Raw genomic sequence first — 19,078 nt, 5'->3', positions numbered from 1 at the left:
CCTGCCGGCTTCGGCCTACCGCGTAGGGGGGCTGAAACGAAGAGGCCCCGGCTGAGCCGGGGCCCCGTGCTTCATCGTCACCACGACCGGTCTAGGACCGGCCGGTGGTCCCGGTGCCGCCGCCCTGGCAGTGTGGGTTGCCAACCGCCTTCCCACGGCCTGCGCTGATGACGGTGCACATGTCTCCGGCCCCTGAATGTCCCACCTGGGTCAGGTCGCGGAGCCCACCGAACACCTCGAGTTCGGGGCGTTCGTACGTCATAGTACGCCCATCCTTCAAGCGAGGAAAATACGCCGGATCGATCCGGCGCCAGGGAACCTCGTGGCAAGGCGGGTTACCCGCAATGGGGACACTCCCCGGGAAACATCCGTTGCGTCGATGCACCGCGCCTGGGCCCTCTCAGCCGCACCCTCGCCCCGCTCCTTCCGGCCCGGCGAGGCTCAGAGCCCCAACTCCAGCGCCGTCAGGTCCACGGCCCGATCCGCTCGGACGTAGGATTGCATGCCGCAGGGCACGAGGCCGGCATCGCTGAAGAGCCGGCGGTAGGTGGCCGCCGAACGTCGCTGGAAGTCGTGATGGTCGCCTTCGATGTCGTCCTCGCTGGTGAACGCCTCCAGCAAGGCCACGCCCCCGACCAGTGGCACCAGCGCCTCCAGCCCCTGGACGAGCTGGGAACGGGTCAAGTAGTGGAGCACGTCCGAACAGACCACCAGGTCGAAGGGGCGGTCGAAGACATGCTGGCCCAACTCTTCGAACGTCCCCAGGCGGAGGTTCCTGCGGCCGCCGTAGCGCTCGATGGCGTACTCGCTGGAATCGATCCCCAGGTAGCTGGCCTTGGGTCTCAGGCGATACAGCACCGGCTGCCATCGTCCCTCCCCGCATCCCACATCGAGAACGCTCTTGATCGGGCGATCGATGACCCACTCGGCCAGCGCCACCGCGAGCGACACTTTGCGCTTGAGCACGGCCGCCGACCCGATGCGGTAGGCGGGATTCCGGTACCAGTGTTCGTAGTAGGCGCGGTCGTACCGCTTCATGAGCCGACGATCCGCTGGAAGTCCGGGTCGTTGAACAGGTCCTCGAAGTTCCGGTCCCGGGGAAGCGTCCGCTTGCGACCCGGGTTCAACTCGACCGCCCGGCGGAGCGCATCCAGCGTCTCCGCTCTCCGTCCCGCGCTCAGGTGTATGTTGGCCAGGGCCACCCAGGCGTTGTCGTTGGTCGGCGCCAGCTCGCAGGCGCGCTCGGCCGCAGCCAGGGCGCCCTCCGCGTCCCCCGCCGCGAGCCGCCGATTCGCGTCCGTGATGGTCTCCCCGGAGCGCTGCAGTCGCAGGATCCGGCGCAGCTCCACGAGGGGGCGGGGGTGGTCGTCGACGCGGAGGTCCACTGCACGATCGCTGTAGCCTCCATTCACGCGGGGGCGCACCACCAGCAGCGCCCCGGACTGCATGCCACGGGCGTCGCCACCCGCTGCCTGAGCGGCGTCCAGCGCAGCGAGCAAGCGCTCCGCCAGGGGGCCTTGGGATCCTTCGAACGAGCGCGCCATGGCCTCGACCACCTCAGGGCCCAGCAGGATGTTGCCCTGCGCGCAGTAGCCCACCCCGCAGTGGTGTCCCTTCCAGTCGTTGGCGCCGGTTCCCGTCCAGGCGGCCGACCGACCCTGCATGTCGAGGATGGCCACCTGGCGACGGTCCCGTCCTTCGTCGCTGGCCACCATCATGTCCAACGCTTCCCGCGGCGAATAGCCGGCCTCGATGAGCTCGATGCCGACGCCGCCGTACATGGGGTTGGCACTGGCCTGGTGGGCGACGATGGCCACGCCGCCTTTGGCGTGCATGGCACGATTCCCGGCCGCGAACGCTTTCGACTGCACTCCCATCCCCAACTCACCCGTGGCGGGATCGCGCGCGATGATCGAGAACGTCGCCAGGTAGTTCGGGTCGTGGTCCTGCCCTGCGAGTCCGGCCGCAGAGGCAGTAAGCAGAACGGTCAGGACGGGCAGCGACGCGCGGTTCATCGCACCTCCGTGAAAGGACTCGGGCCAGTCGTGCGGCAACCCGAACGTGCTGGGCCCCGATGGGCGGGAGCAAGTGACGGTCGGTAGGCACTGACCGGGATTCCCCCGGGGGCTATACTGCTGCGTCTCCGGGGCGCTTCCGCCCCGCCACGACGCACCCCGTGGACCGGGAGTCCCGCTCGTTGCTGGACCGGCTGAGTTTCGCCCTGCGCTCCCTGCGCGGACGCAATCTCCGCGTCTTCCTCGCCGGTCAGGGTGTCTCCTTGGTGGGGACGTGGATGCAGCAGGTCGGCATGGCCTGGCTGGTCTACCGCCTCACCGGCTCCTCGGTGCTCCTGGGCATCATGGCCTTCACCAGCCAGATCCCGTCGCTCTTCCTGGCGCCGCTGGCCGGCGCCGCTGCCGATCGCTGGAGCCGTTACCGGTTGGTGGTCGCGGCCCAATCGCTGTCCATGGGCCTGGCCCTGTTGCTGGCCACCCTTGTGTTGCTGGACCGGATCGAGATCTGGCACCTCATCGCGTTTTCGTTGGCGTCGGGCATCATCTCGGGCGTCGACATTCCGGCGCGTCAGTCCATGCTCATCAGTCTTGTCGAGCATCCGGAGGACCTCCCCAACGCCATCGCGCTCAACTCGGCGATGTTCAATGCGGCGCGCCTGGTCGGCCCCTCCATCGCCGGCGTCCTGATCGGCATCGTCGGGGAGGGACCGGTCTTCCTGATCAACGCGCTCAGCTTCACCGCGGTGCTGGTGGCGCTCGCCACCGTGCGGGTTCCGCGTCAGCCGGCGGCGGCGAGAGGCTCCATTCTGGGGAGCCTCCTGGACGGGTGGCGCTACGCGGCCGGGTTCGCGCCCATCCGGGCGTTGCTGTTGCTGCTGGCGGGGCTGTCCATGGTCGGGATTCCGTATACCGTGCTGTTGCCGGTCTTCGCCGGAGACGTCCTGGACGGCGATGCGCGCACGCTGGGGCTGCTCACGTCCTGCGCAGCGGCGGGCGCCTTGGCGGGAACGCTCTATCTGGCCTCACGCGATTCGATCGTGGGCCTGGGACGTCGCATCGCCCAGTGCTGCGGGCTGTTCGGTTCAGGGCTCATCCTGTTCTCGCTGGCACGCACCCCCTGGCTGGCGGGGCTGATGCTGGTCTTCGCCGGGTTCGGGGTGATCGTCACCACGGCAGGGATCAACACGGTACTGCAGACCCTGACGAACGACGAGATGCGAGGCCGCGTCATGAGCCTCTACACCGTCGCCTTCGTCGGCGTCGGCCCCATCGGGAGCCTCACGGGCGGTTGGCTGGCGTCCCAGCTGGGCGCGCCTTCCACGGTGGCATTGGGTGGCGCAGGGTGTCTTGTGCTGGCCGCATGGTTCTCCCGCGCGCTTCCGGCACTACGAGCGGCCGCCCGCCCCGTGCTCATCGAGCGGGGTGTGCTGCCCGAGGTGGCCACCGGTGTCAGCACGGCCACCTGGTTCCGGCCTCGCACCTGAGTCGGGTGCGCATTCTGCTCCTTACCCGCGATTTCCCTCCCGTGGAGGGGGGCATCGCACAGTTCGCGTACGGCCTGGCAGACGGGCTTTTCCGGGACGGTCATGACGTCACCGTGCATGCCCGCCTGCCTCCTGGGGTCGAGCCCTCACCTCCTCGCGGCGTTCGGGTCACCCCCGTGGGCCATCGCGGCGGTCCCCGGGAGCGGGACGCCCTGCAGAGCCACGTGCGGAAGGAGGGGCGGCCCGACCGCGTGATCGCCCTCCACTGGAAGGCGGTCCGGCCCGTGGTGCACGACCTCGCCGAGCTGGACCTGCCGTTCGTGCTGATCGCGCACGCGAAGGAGGTGTCGAGCCGGCTGGGGTGGGTCCAGCGAGTGCGCCTCGGACGCGTATTGCGTGCGGCCGGGTCCATCGCCTGTGTGAGTGGCTATACGCAGCTGGAGCTGCAGCAGCGTCTGCACGTTCCCGAGGCGCGCACGCGGGTCATCCATCCGGGCGTCGATCCGGAGCGTTTCCAGCCGCGCCCCCCGGACGAAGCGCTGCTGCGCCGGCTGGGGATCGCATCGAGGCCGTTATTGCTCACCGTGGCACGCTTGGTGGAACGCAAGGGCCACGATCAGGTGATCCGGGCGCTGCCCCGACTCGCCGCGCGCTATGCTGGGATTCGCTACGTGGTGTGCGGGAGTGGCGAAGCCCGGGTCGAGGCTCGCCTCCGGCGGCTGGCCCGGGACCTTGGAGTGGCCGATCGCATGGTGTGGACCGGATCGCTGTCCGACGCGGAGGTCGTGGAGTTGTACCGGGCCTGCGACGTGGTGGTCATGGCCAGTCGGACGTTGGAGCGCACCGGAGATGCGGAAGGCTTCGGGATCACGTTCCTCGAGGCCGCCGCTTGTGAGAAACCTGTCGTAGCCGGAGCCGAGGGCGGGGTGGGCGACGCGGTTCTCGATGGTCGAACCGGCTTCCTGGTGGATCCGCACAACTCCATGGCGATCGCCGCCAAGATCGACCGCTTGCTCGAGGATCCGGAGCTCTGCGCTCGGATGGGGAAGGCGGGCCGCCAGCGGGTGCTGGCCGAGTTCACCTGGCCAGGGGTCGCGCGCCGCTTACTGGAGCCTTGGACCCCGCCCCGCTGAACGTGGGCCCCACCAGGCGCCCTTGCCTCTTTCCTGGGAAGTCGACCAACCTGCGGCGGCGGGCCCAGCCTGCTGCCAACGCTCTCCCGGAGAGGCCATGAGAATCCTCGCGCTGGTCCTGTCGTTCGTCTGGGTGCTTCCTCCTGCAGCGCTCGCCGCCCAGAATACGGGATACGATCTCGTCATCCGGGGCGGCCGCGTCCTCGATCCGGAGAGCGGGTTCGACGGCGTCGCCGACATCGGAGTGCGGGGCGGGCGCATCGCGGCGATCGAGTCCGGGCCGCTCCAGGGCCGCCGTGTGCTCGACGCCACCGGACTGATCGTCGCCCCCGGCTTCATCGATCCGCTGACCCAGGTCGCCGCCGCCCAGCTGCCGAGCGCCCTGTACAAGGTCACCGACGGCGTGACCACCGTCCTCTCGATGCACGGCGGTCCCACCGACGTGGGTGCCCTGTACGAGCGCATGGAGCAGGAAGGCGCGCTGCTCAACTACGGCACCACGGTCGGACATCAAGCCGCTCGCGAAGCCGTGGGGCTCCACGCCGGCAACGAAGAAGAACGCGCCGCGGCCGCCAGTGCGGATCAGGTGGCGCGCATCGTGGAGATCGCCCGCCGGGGGATTCTCGACGGTGCCCTCGGCATCGGCTTCGGACTGCAGTACGTGCCCAGCACGCACGAAGACGAGGTGTTTCGACTGTTCGCCCTCGCCAGCCGGTACGGGGTTCCCGTCCACCTGCATATCCGCTACCTGGGTCCGACCCACCCCATCAACAGCGTCAAAGCCATCCAGGAGGTGATCGCCACCGCCGCTGCGACCGGCGCCTCCGCGCAGATCGCCCACGTGAACTCTACGTCGCCGCGGGAGATCGACCTCACCATGCGTCTGTTGGAAGGAGCCGCGGCGCACGGGGTCGACATGTCCGCCGACGCCTATCCTTGGGAGGCGGGATCGACCGGCCTCGAGTCTTCCGTGTTCGACGAGGGGTTCCGGGAGCGAATGGCGATCGACTACGGAGACATCGAGATGGTCTCCAATGGCGAACGCCTCACCGAAGCATCGTTCGAACGGTATCGCCACGACGGCAAACCCGACCGGGTGATCATCCACTTCATTCCCACGACGACGCTGCGGCGTGCCTTGTCCAGCCCCGTGACCATGGTCAGTAGCGACGGGAGCATCGACGCGGAGGGCCGCGGCCATCCGCGCGGGGCGGGCACCTACGCACGCTTCTTCCGCCAATACGTCCGCGAAGAGGGCTTGATCGACCTCATGGACGCCGTGCGCAAGACCAGCTACCTGGCCGCCGTACAGCTGCAGCAGGCCTCACCCGCCATGCGCCGCAAGGGACGGCTCAGTGTCGGTGCCGACGCCGACATCGTGGTGTTCGACCTTTCGACCATTCGCGAGCGCGCCACCTATGCAGAACCGGCGCAGACCTCGGAGGGAATCCGACATGTCATCGTGAACGGAACTCCCGTCGTGGTGGACAGCCGACTCGTGGAGGATGTCGCGCCCGGGCGTGCCATCCGCGGTGCCCCAGCAGCACGCTGAGCAACGAAACCATCTCCTTGGAGCATGTGATGATCGTTCTTCGTCGACTGGCCGCCGGCCTCGCCTGGCTCTGGCTCGCCGCTCCCCTGGTGGCGCAGCAGCTGCCCACGCTTACGCCGTCCGAGTACGGGCGTTTCGAGAACCTGGGCACGTTTCTCTTGGACCCGAGTGGAGAGTGGCTGGCAGCGTCCATCCAGCGCGTCGACGAGCGCAACGAGATCCGCGTCCACGCCACGAGTGGGCGCGGCGACGCCTTGGTGCTCGAGCACGGAACGCGCCCTGTGTTCGCCGAGGGCGGGCGCTGGCTCGCCTACCGCAAGGGCGTCTCCCCCGCGGAGCGGGAGGCCTCCAAGACGCCGATCCACGACCGGCTCGGTCTGGTCGAGCTGAACCCCGGCAGGGATACCGTGCTCTTCGAGATCAGCGACGTCGCCTTTCGCGACGATGGCGTCTGGCTGGCTGCTCGCGGCTACCCCCTGGCCGATAGCGTGGGAGCGGATCTGATCGTGCTGGACCCGGCGTCGGGTCGACGCACGGTGATCGGGAACGTGGAGAGCTTCGCATGGCAACCGGACGGGGTACGGCTGGCTGCGACGCTGCGCACGGCCGGCGGGGACGGAAACGGCGTGGTGCTGTTCGACCCCGACAGCGGCACACTGCGCACGCTCGACTCGCGGAACGCCCGCTACCGCGGACTCACGTGGCATGAAGACTCCGGCGCCCTGGGCGTCCTCCGCTCCGTCTCCCGAGAGGACCGCAAGGACGATGCACACGACGTCCTGGCGTGGACCGCGCCTTCAGCCGCACCCCAGGTATTGGCCGCCGATCACCCGGGTCTCGGTGACACGCTTCGCGTGGTCGAGTCGGCTGGCATCTCCTTCAGCGACGATGGCGCCATCGTCTTCGTGGGCTTGAGACCGTGGGAGCCGGACCCCAAAGGGAAATCGGCGACGGAGCCCGACGACTCGGCGAGCACGGCCTCGGAGTCGACGGCAGCCGACCCGGACGCGCCCAAGGAAGCGGACGTCCAGGTGTGGCACTGGGATGACGACCAGATCCTCAGGGCGCAGGAGTACAACGCGGCCCGCATCGCGCGGCAGACCTACGCGGCCGCATGGCACCTGCGCTCCGACCGCTTCGTGCGCCTAGGCGAGGACCTGGAGGAACCCGTGCGCATGGTCGAGGGAGGCCGGTGGGGACTTGTGCCAGACTACACGCCCTACCGCGTGCAACGACGCTGGGGCGACTCGTCCGCCGATTGGTACCGCGTCGATCCGGGGACGGGCGAGCGGACGCGGATCGCGCAGGGCGTCCACTGGGGCATCGAGGAAGGCCCGGCCGATGGCCGAGTGCTCGTCTACGAGGACGATCGCTGGATCGCGGTCGACCTGACGTCGCTGGAACGCGTCGCGATCGGCGACGCAGGTCGCTTCACCATGCCCCTCTTCGACTACGACTATCCAGGGCCGCGGCCTCCGTGGGGCGTAGGTGCATGGATCGAGGGCACCACGACGGCCCTGCTCTACGACAAGCACGACGTGTGGCGCGCGGACCTCGTCACGGGAGTCCTCACTCGCATGACGGAGGGCGCGCAGGCGGGCATCCGCTATCGCGTCGCGCATGTGGATCCCGAGCGTCGCCCCGGAGAAGCGACGCCTTGGTCGGACACCGATCCCCTCTGGCTCTCCACCCTCGATCTCGATACCAAGCGTTCCGGCTACGCGCGGGTGCGGCCCGGTGGCTCCGCCGAGACGCTCGTGTCCGAGGATGCGCGCGTCTCGTCGCTGACTCGTGCGCGTGATGCCGCCCGGTACGTGCTGCGTCAGGAGCGCTGGGACGACGCACCAGACCTGTTCGTGGGCGATGAAGACCTTCGATCCCTGCGGCGGCTCACGGCGGTCAATGCGTTCCAGGACGAGTACGCGTGGGGCCGGACCGAGTTGCTCCGCTACACCACTGACGCGGGGCACGCGCTCCAGGCCATCCTCACCTATCCGGCGAACTTCGAAGAGGGGAAGCGCTATCCGTTGATTCTCTACCAGTACGAGCGCCTTTCGGACGGGCTGCACCGCTACTACACACCCAGCCAGCGCAGCTACTACAACTACCAGGTGTGGTCCCAGGAAGGGTACTTCGTGCTGATGCCCGACATCGCCTACGAGCCCGGTCGTCCGGGGCCCTCCGCGCTGGACGCAGTCGAGCACGCCCTCGACGCCGCGGTGGCCACCGGCCACGTCGATCCTGAACGGATGGGCCTGATCGGACACTCCTGGGGCGGGTATCAGGCCGCCTATCTACCGACGCGCACCAACCGCTTCGCAGCGTCCGTAGCCGGCGCAGCCATCACCAACTTCATGAGCTTCATGGGAGCGGTGCACTGGAACGGAGGACTCCCGGAGTCGGGACACTGGGAGACGGGTCAGGCGCGTATGGCGGTCCCGTACTGGGAAGACGTGCAAGGACACCTGGAGAGCTCCCCCGCCAACTTCATCACGAATCTCCAGACGCCCATGCTGCTGATGCACGGCGACGCGGACGGCGTGGTCGACTTCCGTCAGGGCCTGGAGTTCTACAACTACGCCCGCCGCGCCGGAAAGGAGGTGGTGCTCCTGGTCTATCCGGGTGCCGACCACGGCCTGCGGGAGGAGACGCAGCAGGTGGACTACCACCGGCGGATCCTCCAGTGGTTCGGCCACTACCTGAAAGGGGAGCCCGCCCCGGAGTGGATCCAACGGGGCGAGACCTGGGTGGAGCGGGGGCGTCGTCTGGGGCACTGACGCAGCAGGCACGGTGTGTGCCCAGGACCCTACCTGTCATATGGGGCGGCCGCAGGACGCACCCACACCATGAAAGGCGGCGCGCCGGAGCCTCGGCCCCGCCCGAACCGATGACCCTGACAGGACGGGAGAACCATGACCCGACACCGTGACGCGATTCTACACGCCCTCCGGCCGCGGTCGGGATGGGCCCTGTTCCTGATCCTCGGCGCCGCGCTGGGAGCCTGCGACAACGGGACCACGGGACCCGAGCAGGAAGCGGGGCCGCCTCCCGACCTCCCCGCAGCCACCAGCATGAACGCCGACTTCGGGTTGCTGGCCTCGGGCTCGGCCCAGGCGGCTCAGGCGCAGAGCCTGAGCGCCCTCGTGGCCTTGGCCGAGCAGAACGCGGCGGTCGCGGGTGTGGGACTCAACTTCACCACCGCCGCCCTGAGCGTGGTGGTGGCCCAGGCCATCACCGCTCTGCATCTGGTGGTACCCGCAGCCGTGTTCGCGGCCGCTGCCAACAACACGCCGTCCTTCGAGGACGACGGGCGCTGGCACTGGCGCTACACGGCTTCCCAGGGAGGTCAGCTCTGGACCGCCCACATCGCCGGAGTAGTCCAGGGCGATCAGGTCACCTGGGACATGCGCATCACCGCCCCCCAGACCAATCCGCCGCTCGACGAGTTCTTGTGGTACAGCGGCGTGTCCCGCGTGGACAGGACCAGCGGTACATGGCGCTTCAACGACATCACCCAGCCGGGCAACCCGACCGAGGTGGTACGGGTGGATTGGTCGCACGAGAGCGACGTGCTGCACGGCGTGACCATCACGGTCACCAGTGGCCCCAACGTGGGGGACGTGCTCACCGCTGACCGCAACGGGGACAATCACCTGGTGACGTGGTACGATGCCTCCCAGAACGAAGAGGTCGAGATCGGCTGGAACGCAGCCACCGGCACGGGCTACATCATCGCGCCCCACTACAACGGTGGCCTGAGGGCCTGCTGGGACGCCAACCAGAACAACACCACCTGCACCGGCTGAGGATGTCGATGGGCATCACCGCTCGGGTGCCCGGGATTCGTGGCCACAGGGTCCTGCGCGCGCTGACAGGCCCCGTCGTGACGGTCGTCGCCTTGGCGGCGGCCGTCGCGGCTGGCTGCGGCGCGCAGCCGGCCGGAGTGGGTGGACCGGCCCCCGAGGGGAGCCCTCCCACGGAGGCCCCGAGCCTGTCGGCCGGCGACCATGCGTTCACGCTGGTACACGACGGTCGCGCCCGACGCTACGTCGTGCACGTCCCCACCGCCGTCGCAGACTCGCCGGCTCTGGTGATGGCACTGCATGGCGGAGGTGGAACCGCCGATCAGTTCAAATCCGAGAACGGGATGGACGAGGTCGCGGACCGCAACGGGTTCGTGGCGGTGTATCCCGACGGGACCGGAGCGTTCGACGGTCGACTCTACACCTGGAACTCAGGCCACAACTGCTGCGGCTATGCGCTCGATCAGAAGGTCGACGACGTGGGGTTCCTCCTCGCCGTGCTCAATGACCTGGCACGCCGCCAACGCTACGACGACCACCGCATCTACGTGACCGGGCACTCGAACGGTGCGATGATGGCCTACCGACTCGCCGCAGAGGCAGCGGACCGGGTGGCGGCCGTGGTTCCGGTCGGTGGAGCGATGGCGTTGAGTGCTCCCGCGCCGACCCGTCCGGTGCCGCTGCTCCACATCCACAGCGTCGACGACCCGCGGGCGCTCTACGAAGGCGGCGAAGGTCCGCCGTTCCCCCTCACCAACCGTAGCGTCCCCCACGAGCGCGTCATGGACGGCCTCGACTTCTGGGCGGACCGCAACGGCTGCCGGCCAGAGCCGGTGCCGGTGGAGCAGCGGACGGGGCAGCTCGGCAATCGCGGGCAGACTCTCACGCGTCTCCGGTGGAGCGGGTGCACGGACGGCGCGACCGTCGAGCATCTGCGCTTCACTGGCGTCGGCCACGGTTGGCCCGGCGTCGAGGTCGGGCGCATGTGGCAGCGGCTGCTGGGACCGTCCACCACCATGGTGAACGCCTCGGAGGAAGTCTGGGCGTTCGCCTCGCGATTCAGGCGGTAGCGACGCTGCCTTCCTAGCGGCTGGACACGGACCTCCGGTAGTCCAGTGGCGGATCGCGGTCGCCCAGCAGTGGCTCGTAGGTGAAGTTCGGCCCTCGGCGCTCCTCGAACTCCGCGCGCGCCGCAGTGACCGCCTGTGGGCTCTGATAGAGGTCGAGCGCGGTGAGAGCCAGCACCTTGGCGGCGACCATCATGCCCTTGGCCCCGATGCTGGTGCCGCCAGCCGCGATGGCCTGCCAGCTGTGCGCGGAGGTGCCCGGCACCCAGGTGGCCGTGCTGAGATTCGCGGAGGGCACGAGCCAGGTGATGTCCCCCGTATCCGCCGATGCGTAGGTCTGCTCGAACTCGAAGGGCTGGATGGCCCAGGCCTGGTCCATCGGCGGCGGGTTGTTGAACGACTCGCGAATGGCCTCTGCGAAGGCACGTTCCTTCTCGTCGTAGTGGATGCCGCCCACCGCCTCCAGGTTGCGATGCATGACCTCCTGCAGCGCCACGTTGGGGAGTCGGTTGAACGCGCCGGCGATCACCTCGTGCTCGACCGTAGTGCCGGTCCCCAGCGCCGCGCCTTCCGACGCCTGCACGATGCGATCAAACACGTCCTTGACCACCTCCGGGTCGGGGTGGCGCACGTAGTAGTACACCTCCGCGAAGTCGGGCACGACATTGGGCGCGCTTCCGCCCGACGTGATGACGTAGTGGATGCGCGTCTGCTGCGGAACGTGTTCGCGCATCAGATTGACCATGTAGTCGAGGGCCTCCACGCCGTCCAACGCGGAGCGCCCGCGCTCGGGCGCCGCTGCGGCGTGGGAGGACACGCCCGAGTAGCGGAACTTCGCGGACTTCACGGCCAGGTTGGTGTTGGGGCCCGCGTAGTTCGAGTCTCCTGCATGCCAGGAGATGACCACGTCCACGTCGCTGAAGAGCCCGTCTCGGGCCATGTACACCTTGCCGGACCCGCCCTCCTCGGCGGGCGTGCCGTACAGGCGGATGGTCCCGGTGGTACCGGTGGCTTCCAGCCATTCCTTGGCGGCGATGGCCGCATGGGTGGAGGCCGTGCCGAACAGATGGTGCCCGCAGGCGTGGCCGGCGGCCTTCCCCTCGATCGGCTGGCGGTTGGGGACGGCGTCCTGATTGATCCCGGGAAGCGCGTCGAACTCGGCCAGGATGCCGATGACGGGGCTCCCAGCACCCCAGGTCGCCACGAACGCGGTGGGCATGCCGGCGACTCCGGTCTCCACCTGGAAGCCGGCCTCGGCCAGCTCGCCCTGGAGAAGCCCCGAGCTTTCGGTCTCCAGGAAGCCGACCTCAGCGAGATCCCAGATGCGCATGGCCACGCCCGTGATGTGATCGGCACGTGCGTCCAGCGCCGCGATCACCTCCTCACGGGTCTGCTGCGCACCCAGCGCCGGGCCTCCAGCGCCGAGGAGCGCCACTCCTACTGCGAACGGGGCAATACGCCGAATGGGGGCGAAGGGACGGATGCGGGGGGACCGGGCGAATCTCACGGCCTCGACTCCTGAGCTGGGTCCGACGGATGACGGTGCCGCAATCTACCAGGGGCGCGGCGGAGCCGCCTCCAGCGCCTCCGTCAGAGATCCAGGTAGCCGCTGGGTTCCAGGGATACCGCCAGCATGACCGCGTTGATGTCGGCGTGATCGGTCCAGCTGGCGACCTCGCGATGCTCCGGCCGGGACCAGAAGGCCTCGATCCGTTCCGCGATCCCGACGCGGGCTCGGACCATGGTGGCCCAGGCGTGCTCCGAATCCGGCTCGAAGGGAGGCCTGGGGAGGGACCCGACGCGCTGCGCGGCGCGAAGGCCGAGGGCAAGACCGAGCTCGCGGAACGCCAGTCGCTGGATGGCCGGCACCCCTGGCCGCTCGTGACGCGCGTACTCGTCCAGGCTGATCCAACTGTCGCGCAGGACCGACGCCTCCAGTCGCGCATCCAGGGGCATTCCGTGGAGGCGGACCTGAGAGGCCTGCAACGCCGCGATCAACAGACCACCGATGCCCAGCGCGTCGTCACTCACCCAGGACCGGCCCCGACACAGCTGGTCGAGCTCCATCGCCTCCCTGCGCAGAAGCTCGGTGGAGTCCCCGACCGTGCGGGGGGCCGTGGCCCGCAACGCCTGGATCTCGACGCGACCATCCAGTGGATCGTGATGCCCCATGGAAGGCACCAGCGGACGAGACAGATCGATGCTGGCCTTCCAGTGCATGGTCAGACCGCTCGCGTCCCTGCGCACGAATCCCCGGTGCGCCGCAGCCGCCAACTCCACGGCCCAACGGTGGAAACGTTCGTCTTCGGTTGTGCGCCAAACGCGATTGAGGGCGTGCATCCAGCGCGTGAGGTAGTGGTAGTACTGGCCATCCCGGTCCCACTCCCGTCGAGAGTCGTACGGCCCCTGCCCGGCCCGCTCGGGCTCGGTCTTGCCGATGCGCAGACCTCCGGCCGTTGGCCGCTCCGCTCCCTCTTCCTCGCTCAATCCGCTGATCCAACCCTGCCGCACATCGTCGGAGCGATGGCGCCCGAGCACCTGATGGACCTGATCCACGAGCCGTGTGGCCAACTCCAGAAAGCGCTCCTGACCCGTACGCCGGTGATGGGCCAGAAAGCCACAGACCGCGAAGGCATCCGTCCACAGATACCGGCGGGGCACGCGGGAGGAGGTCAGGCCCGTCTCCTCGGCAAACTGCAGCAGAATGCGTTCGGAGAGTGAGCTGGGTGTGTCGGTCACCACGTCAATTCGGTGTCGATGATCTCGGCAAGCTCTTCCTCTCGCCTCCAGGTCGCCTCGTAGGCGAGAGCCAGGTGGCGGAGGGCCCGGCGCTCTGACGCCTCGTTGATGGCGATGTCGAGCGCCAACGCCTGAACCCGATCCATCGACCACAACGAAACACTCCGTCCGGCAGTGGGCCCCAGCAGGCCGCGCACAGAACCCACCCGTTCGATGGCCTGCGACGCCTGCTCGATGGCAGGTGCATCCGCGCCGTTGAAGTGCTGGTAGGCCAGGATGCGGCGCAGCGTCGCTTCGGCTTCCGGGCCAGTCAGGCTGTAGGCGTCGCCCGGGCTCCAGAAGTCGCAACGCGGACAGGGCATTCGGAGTTCGAGACCCGCCTCACTCACCACGGGGTGCACGAACCAGCCGGTATCGTAGAGCAGGGCCCTGCGTATGCTCCCGCAATTCGTGCACGGTAGGCGACCATTCCAAACGGTGCGCCCGAACCGCCGCCAGCGCTGCACATCCGTGAGGCCGCCCCGGTCCCAGCGAACCTTCCGGTTCTCGTCGGCGAGCCCCACGCTCTGCCCCAGGACGGTGAGCGTGCCCTGGAGATAGCCCGTGAGGTGGAAGCGGGGGCTCCGCTGGCGCTGGTAGCGCAGCTGCAACTCCCGGCCGTAGCGCCACCAGCTGCGCTCCGCCAACCCGGCATCCCCCACCCGCACGAGAGCGACCTCGTCCGCTTGCAGGAGCGTGATGTTGGCCGTGTTCGCGACAGGAACCCCGCGATCATGGGCCAGCCGCTCTATGGCCTCCAGGATCTCGGCGCGATCCTCCAGCGGCCAGAGATTCCAGCGCCGACAGCGATCGCATACGGCCCAAAGCCGGTGGCGCTCTGCGTCGTAGGCGGCGACCCGCACGACGGGAAAGCCGTGGTCGTCCGTGCCTCGCCCCATGGGACGTTCGCAGAAGTGGCAGCGACGAAGCATACGATCGATGGGTTCGCTTGGGCGCTCGGGGCACGTGAGGCGATGGCCGCTGGGCGCGGCGCCAGGGCACCGCGCTTTCCTACCGTACCAAGGACCGCTCGAAAGGTTACTCCCCACGACCCGGTCTCCCGGCGCTTGCCCACCCGTTCGCCCCGCCCCAGCCTAGGTCGCGTTCCGCTGCGCCGCTGAACCTCTGTCGATCCCCCGAGCGCCTCCATGGACCGACGCGATACGCTCAAACTTCTGATGGCCGGCGCGTTGTCCCCGGCAGTCCCCCGCCCGGTCGACCGACCCGACCAGGAGGCCCGTCATCTGGGTCGTTGGCACGACTGGCCGGACGTCCGCTGGGTGGGGCCGGACTACTGGGGCAATCGGCTGCAGGACTGGGAAGTCCGAGGCGGAGTGCTGGTCTGCCGCACCCTGGCTCCCAACCGGACGCTGCACTGTCTCACCCACAGAGCGGGGGGCCTCCCCTACCGTACCGACCTGGTCCTGGACGCGTCCGCGCTCCGCGCGGGAGGGCGGGACGCCCGCGCCGGAGTTCGCGTCGGCAGCCGGGGGCGCTTTCCGGACTTTCGCTCGGCTGCGGTCCACGGGCGCGGGGAGGATGCCGGGGTCGACGGCGAAGGTCGACTGGTCTGCGGAGATCTCCGCGGAGCGGAGCGCATCGATCTTGCGAAGCCCATTCGGCTGCAGCTGAACGTCGAGGCCGAAGGCGCGGGCGCCCGCCTGACTCTCCACGCCTTCCTGCCCGCCGCAGGCGCCCAACCCGTCTCCACACTGGAGCACCGCATCGCCGACCGCGCGGACACGCTGGGGACTCTGGCGCTACATGTGCACAGCGCTGAAGCGCTGGGCGGCGCCGAGGTCCGGTTCGACGCGTGGAGCCTGTACGGACCAGGGATCCTGAGCGACCCCGAAGCCGCGTTCGGTCCGATCGTCTTCGCGCAGTACACCCTGCACCGGAATGTCCTCAAGCTCACCGCGCAGCTCGCCCCCATCGAGGCGATCGACGGCCTCGCTCCGGTGTTGCAGGTACGGACTCCGGAGGGCACCTGGACCGAGATGGCCCGCGCGCCCCTCGATCCACTGGCCCGCACAGCCCGTTTCCGCGTCGAACATTGGGACGGAACGCGAGCGGTCCCGTATCGCGTCCGCGTCCGTGTGCCGCTGCGTTCCGGTCCGGTCGACTTCGTCTACGAAGGCACCGTGGCGGCCGAGCCCGACGGATCCACGCCGCTCAAGGCCGCCGTCTTCAGCTGCAACGCCGATCATGGCTTCCCCGACGCGGAAGTGGTGCGGCACGTCTCCCGACATCGACCCGATCTGGCCCTGTTCCTCGGAGACCAGTTCTACGAGAGCTCGGGCGGCTTCGGGATCCAGACGGACTCGGTTCCCGAGGCGACGCTCGACATGCTGCACAAGTGGTTCATGTTCGGCTGGTCCTATCGAGAGCTGTTCCGCCACGTCCCCGCCGCCTTCATCCCGGATGACCACGACGTCTACCACGGCAACGTCTGGGGCGAAGGCGGGAAAGTGGCTCCCACCGACCACGGATGGGGGGCGGAGGCGCAAGACCAGGGCGGCTACAAGATGCCCGCGGCGTGGCTCAATGCCGTGCAAAGGGCGCAGACCAGTCACCTGCCCGACCCCGTCGATCCGGTGCCTGTCGACCAGGGCATCGGTGTCTACTTCACCAGCTGGACCTACGGCGGCATCAGCTTCGCCATCCTGGAGGATCGCAAGTTCAAGTCGGCGCCCGCCAACGTGCTCCCCGCGCAGGCACGGGTCTGGAACGGGTGGATCCAGAACCCGGACTTCGACGTGCGGGAGCACCGAGATCTCCCGGACGCCACCCTGCTCGGGACACGGCAGATGCACTTCCTACGTCAGTGGGCGGCGGACTGGAGCGGTGGGGCGCAGATCAAGGTCGTGCTGTCCCAGACGAACTTCGCCGCCGTACACACCATTCCGGCAGATGCCCTGACCGGCGAGGTCATTCCCAGCCTTCCCGTTCCTCGCTCCGGAGAGTATGTCGACGGCGACAAGCCCGCCGTCGACATGGACTCGAACGGATGGCCTCAGGACCGACGCGACGAGGTGCTGCGAGTCCTCCGCACCTGCTCCGCGTTCCACATCGCTGGGGACCAGCACCTCGCCACCATGGTGCACCACGGCGTCGACGAGTTCCGGGACGCGGCCTGGAGCTTCACCGGACCAGCACTCAACAACATCTGGCCCCGACGCTGGTGGCCGCCGCGACCGATGGCGCACTCCTCGATCCCAGGCCAGCCGCCCTACACGGGCGACTTCCTGGACGGCTTCGGGAACCGCATCACCGTCTACGCGGCAGCCAACCCGCACGACACCGGACTGGAGCCGCGCATCCTGCGCGACCGGGCCACGGGCTACGGGATCATCACGTTCGATCCAACGGCACGCACCATCCGCATCGAGTGCTGGCCCCGCCAGTCGGACCCCGCCGCCGGCGACGCCGGCCAATACCGGGGATGGCCCATGGTCGTGGGGGCCGATGCCGGAGACGGCCGCGTGCCGGCGCTGCGCGTTCCCCTGCGCATCACCGGACTTGCCGCTCCGGTGCTGCAGGTGCGGGACGCCGGAGACGAGCTGGTCTACTCCCGCAGGGTGGAGGGGTCGGAGCCCGCGGCCCCTCTCTTCTCGGGTGGACGACACCAGATCCGGGTCGGCGATCCGGACCGCGGGCTCTGGCAGGAACGCACTGTGGACGCCGAGGACCTCGGCGGAGGGCCGCTGTCGTTCGACTTCGAACCGGACGGGAGGGACGCGTGAGGACTCCGCAACGAGCGCTCATTGGACTGCTCCTGCTGACCGCCTGCCGCGTGGAGGCGACCCCACCGAACATCATCTACATGCTCGCCGACGACCTCGGCTACGGGGAGCTCGGCGCCTACGGCCAGACGCGCATCCATACTCCCACGCTCGACCGCCTGGCCGCCCAGGGCATGCGCTTCACACAGCACTACGCGGGGAGCCCGGTGTGTGCACCGTCGCGGGGGACGTTGTTGACGGGGCTACATACCGGCCATGGCCAGATCCGCGACAACTTCGAGGTCGGCGGCTACCCCGACCCGAACGAGATGGGGCAGATGCCCCTCGTTTCCGCCACCTACACGATTGGGCGGCTCCTGCAGGATGCCGGCTACTATACCGGCGCCATCGGAAAATGGGGCTTGGGCGGACGCGACTCGTACGGACAGCCCCACTTCCAGGGGTTCGACTACTTCTTCGGCTACCTCGATCAACAGCTGGCCCACAACTACTACCCCACCCACCTGTGGCGAAACGGTGAACGGGTGCCGCTGGACAACCCCTATTTCTCTCCTCACCAGCGCTTCAGCGGAGGCGACCCCGACGACCCGGCTTCCTACGACGCCTACAAGGGCAACGAATACTCACTGGATGTGATGGCGGACGACGCGCTGCGCTTCCTCGAGGAGCACCAGGAGCAGCCGTTCTTCCTCTATCTGCCCTTCACCATCCCCCATCTGGCCTTGCAGGTGCCCGACTCCGCCTTGGCGGAATACGAGGGAGCGTTCGCTGAGGAGCCCTACCTGGGCGACCGCAGCTACCTGCCCCACATCCGTCCCTTGTCGGCGTACGCGGCCATGATCACGCGCATGGACGCACACATCGGTCGTATCCTGGCCAAGCTGGACGAGCTGGGACTGGCCGAGAACACGCTCGTCATGTTCAGCAGTGACAACGGCACCACCTACACGGGCGGCGTGGACGCGGAATACTTCCAGAGCACGGGCGGACTGCGTGGTCTCAAGGGCTCCGTGTACGAGGGCGGCATCCGGGTGCCGCTCATCGCCCGCTGGCCGGACCACATCGCGCCGGGCTCGGTGAGCGATCACGTGTCGGCGTTCTGGGACATGATGCCGACCTTCGCGGATCTGGTGGGTGTGTCTGCCCCCACGGGCCTCGACGGAGTGTCGTTCCTCCCGACGCTGTTGGGCGAGGGCAGCCAACAGCAACACGACGCCCTCTACTGGGAATACCATGAGTTGTGGGGCGGCGCCCAGGCCGTCCGCCTGGGGAACTGGAAGGCGGTGCGCCTCGGTGGACACGAAGACGCCGACGCGCCCATCGCGTTGTACGACCTGACGGAGGACCCGGGAGAGACCAGGGATGTATCCGCCGACCACCCGGAGGTGGTGCAGCGCGTTGCCGCCGTCATGGAGAGCCGGACCCCGGCACGACTTCCCGAGTGGAACTTCGCCAGAAGGTGAGCCGATGATGCCCGCAGAGCTCATCCGCGAACGCGGCGGC

General features: G+C 68.6%; 14 protein-coding genes. 8 read left to right on the top strand and 6 right to left on the bottom strand.

What is annotated here, in order from left to right; translation table 11 throughout:
* Window positions 1-91: 91 nt before the first annotated feature.
* The 3 genes from R3E10_11865 to R3E10_11855 form a co-directional block, all read right to left on the bottom strand.
* The gene (locus tag R3E10_11865; protein ID MEZ4416433.1) at window positions 92-262 is read right to left on the bottom strand and encodes a hypothetical protein; all 171 of its coding nucleotides are present in this window, start codon (window positions 260-262) and stop codon (window positions 92-94) included.
* Between the two features lie 179 nt (window positions 263-441).
* Entirely contained in the window at window positions 442-1,038 is a 597-nt protein-coding gene (locus R3E10_11860) for a class I SAM-dependent methyltransferase (protein MEZ4416432.1), read from the bottom strand.
* Window positions 1,035-2,015, bottom strand: a complete 981-nt coding sequence (locus R3E10_11855; protein MEZ4416431.1) for a DUF1028 domain-containing protein — start codon at window positions 2,013-2,015, stop codon at window positions 1,035-1,037. The genes R3E10_11860 and R3E10_11855 overlap by 4 nt, the downstream gene beginning before the upstream one ends.
* A gap of 161 nt (window positions 2,016-2,176) precedes the next feature.
* On the opposite strand from R3E10_11855, the gene R3E10_11850 reads away from it, so the two are divergent.
* The 6 genes from R3E10_11850 (at window position 2,177) to R3E10_11825 (ending at window position 11,057) form a co-directional block, all read left to right on the top strand.
* Window positions 2,177-3,499, top strand: a complete 1,323-nt coding sequence (locus R3E10_11850; protein MEZ4416430.1) for an MFS transporter — start codon at window positions 2,177-2,179, stop codon at window positions 3,497-3,499.
* Between the two features lie 5 nt (window positions 3,500-3,504).
* Window positions 3,505-4,632 (top strand): glycosyltransferase family 4 protein, encoded by a 1,128-nt coding sequence (locus tag R3E10_11845; GenBank protein ID MEZ4416429.1) that lies wholly within the window; start codon window positions 3,505-3,507, stop codon window positions 4,630-4,632.
* 97 nt (window positions 4,633-4,729) lie between these two features.
* Window positions 4,730-6,184: an amidohydrolase family protein gene (locus R3E10_11840; GenBank protein MEZ4416428.1), complete on the top strand. Its 1,455-nt coding sequence runs from the start codon at window positions 4,730-4,732 to the stop codon at window positions 6,182-6,184.
* A 29-nt stretch (window positions 6,185-6,213) separates the two neighbouring features.
* Window positions 6,214-8,961 (top strand): YqiA/YcfP family alpha/beta fold hydrolase, encoded by a 2,748-nt coding sequence (locus tag R3E10_11835; GenBank protein ID MEZ4416427.1) that lies wholly within the window; start codon window positions 6,214-6,216, stop codon window positions 8,959-8,961.
* Window positions 8,962-9,096: 135 nt separating this feature from the next.
* Entirely contained in the window at window positions 9,097-9,990 is an 894-nt protein-coding gene (locus tag R3E10_11830) for a hypothetical protein (protein MEZ4416426.1), read from the top strand.
* An 8-nt stretch (window positions 9,991-9,998) separates the two neighbouring features.
* Window positions 9,999-11,057 carry an alpha/beta fold hydrolase gene (locus R3E10_11825; GenBank protein ID MEZ4416425.1) on the top strand — a complete coding sequence of 353 codons (1,059 nt, stop codon included), beginning with the start codon at window positions 9,999-10,001 and terminating at the stop codon, window positions 11,055-11,057.
* Window positions 11,058-11,070: 13 nt separating this feature from the next.
* Here the strand turns inward: R3E10_11825 and R3E10_11820 are convergent, their stop codons facing one another.
* From R3E10_11820 to R3E10_11810, 3 genes are all read right to left on the bottom strand, one after another.
* Entirely contained in the window at window positions 11,071-12,561 is a 1,491-nt protein-coding gene (locus tag R3E10_11820; GenBank protein MEZ4416424.1) for an amidohydrolase, read from the bottom strand.
* An 83-nt stretch (window positions 12,562-12,644) separates the two neighbouring features.
* Window positions 12,645-13,793 carry a hypothetical protein gene (locus R3E10_11815; protein MEZ4416423.1) on the bottom strand — a complete coding sequence of 383 codons (1,149 nt, stop codon included), beginning with the start codon at window positions 13,791-13,793 and terminating at the stop codon, window positions 12,645-12,647.
* Entirely contained in the window at window positions 13,790-14,731 is a 942-nt protein-coding gene (locus tag R3E10_11810) for a hypothetical protein (GenBank protein ID MEZ4416422.1), read from the bottom strand. Before R3E10_11810 ends, R3E10_11815 begins: the two co-directional genes overlap by 4 nt.
* A 249-nt stretch (window positions 14,732-14,980) precedes the next feature.
* On the opposite strand from R3E10_11810, the gene R3E10_11805 reads away from it, so the two are divergent.
* Both R3E10_11805 and R3E10_11800 read left to right on the top strand, forming a co-directional pair.
* Entirely contained in the window at window positions 14,981-17,575 is a 2,595-nt protein-coding gene (locus R3E10_11805) for an alkaline phosphatase D family protein (GenBank protein ID MEZ4416421.1), read from the top strand.
* A complete protein-coding gene (locus R3E10_11800; protein MEZ4416420.1) occupies window positions 17,572-19,038 on the top strand; it encodes an arylsulfatase in 1,467 nt (488 codons plus the stop codon). Before R3E10_11805 ends, R3E10_11800 begins: the two co-directional genes overlap by 4 nt.
* Window positions 19,039-19,078: the final 40 nt, after the last annotated feature.

This window comes from Gemmatimonadota bacterium, assembly GCA_041390105.1.
Classification (GTDB): domain Bacteria; phylum Gemmatimonadota; class Gemmatimonadetes; order Longimicrobiales; family Gaopeijiaceae; genus JAGQIF01.
Note: the sequence above shows the minus strand (reverse complement) of the source record. Positions and strands in the feature narration are given on the sequence as shown.

Excerpts from the sequence above, each read along its gene's own strand:
- R3E10_11865 (MEZ4416433.1), bottom strand. The coding sequence starts at position 262 with ATGACGTACGAACGCCCCGAACTCGAGGTGTTCGGTGGGCTCCGCGAC.
- R3E10_11860 (MEZ4416432.1), bottom strand. The coding sequence starts at position 1,038 with ATGAAGCGGTACGACCGCGCCTACTACGAACACTGGTACCGGAATCCC.
- R3E10_11855 (MEZ4416431.1), bottom strand. The coding sequence starts at position 2,015 with ATGAACCGCGCGTCGCTGCCCGTCCTGACCGTTCTGCTTACTGCCTCT.
- R3E10_11840 (MEZ4416428.1), top strand. The coding sequence starts at position 4,730 with ATGAGAATCCTCGCGCTGGTCCTGTCGTTCGTCTGGGTGCTTCCTCCT.
- R3E10_11835 (MEZ4416427.1), top strand. The coding sequence starts at position 6,214 with ATGATCGTTCTTCGTCGACTGGCCGCCGGCCTCGCCTGGCTCTGGCTC.
- R3E10_11830 (MEZ4416426.1), top strand. The coding sequence starts at position 9,097 with ATGACCCGACACCGTGACGCGATTCTACACGCCCTCCGGCCGCGGTCG.
- R3E10_11825 (MEZ4416425.1), top strand. The coding sequence starts at position 9,999 with ATGGGCATCACCGCTCGGGTGCCCGGGATTCGTGGCCACAGGGTCCTG.
- R3E10_11810 (MEZ4416422.1), bottom strand. The coding sequence starts at position 14,731 with ATGGGGCGAGGCACGGACGACCACGGCTTTCCCGTCGTGCGGGTCGCC.
- R3E10_11805 (MEZ4416421.1), top strand. The coding sequence starts at position 14,981 with ATGGACCGACGCGATACGCTCAAACTTCTGATGGCCGGCGCGTTGTCC.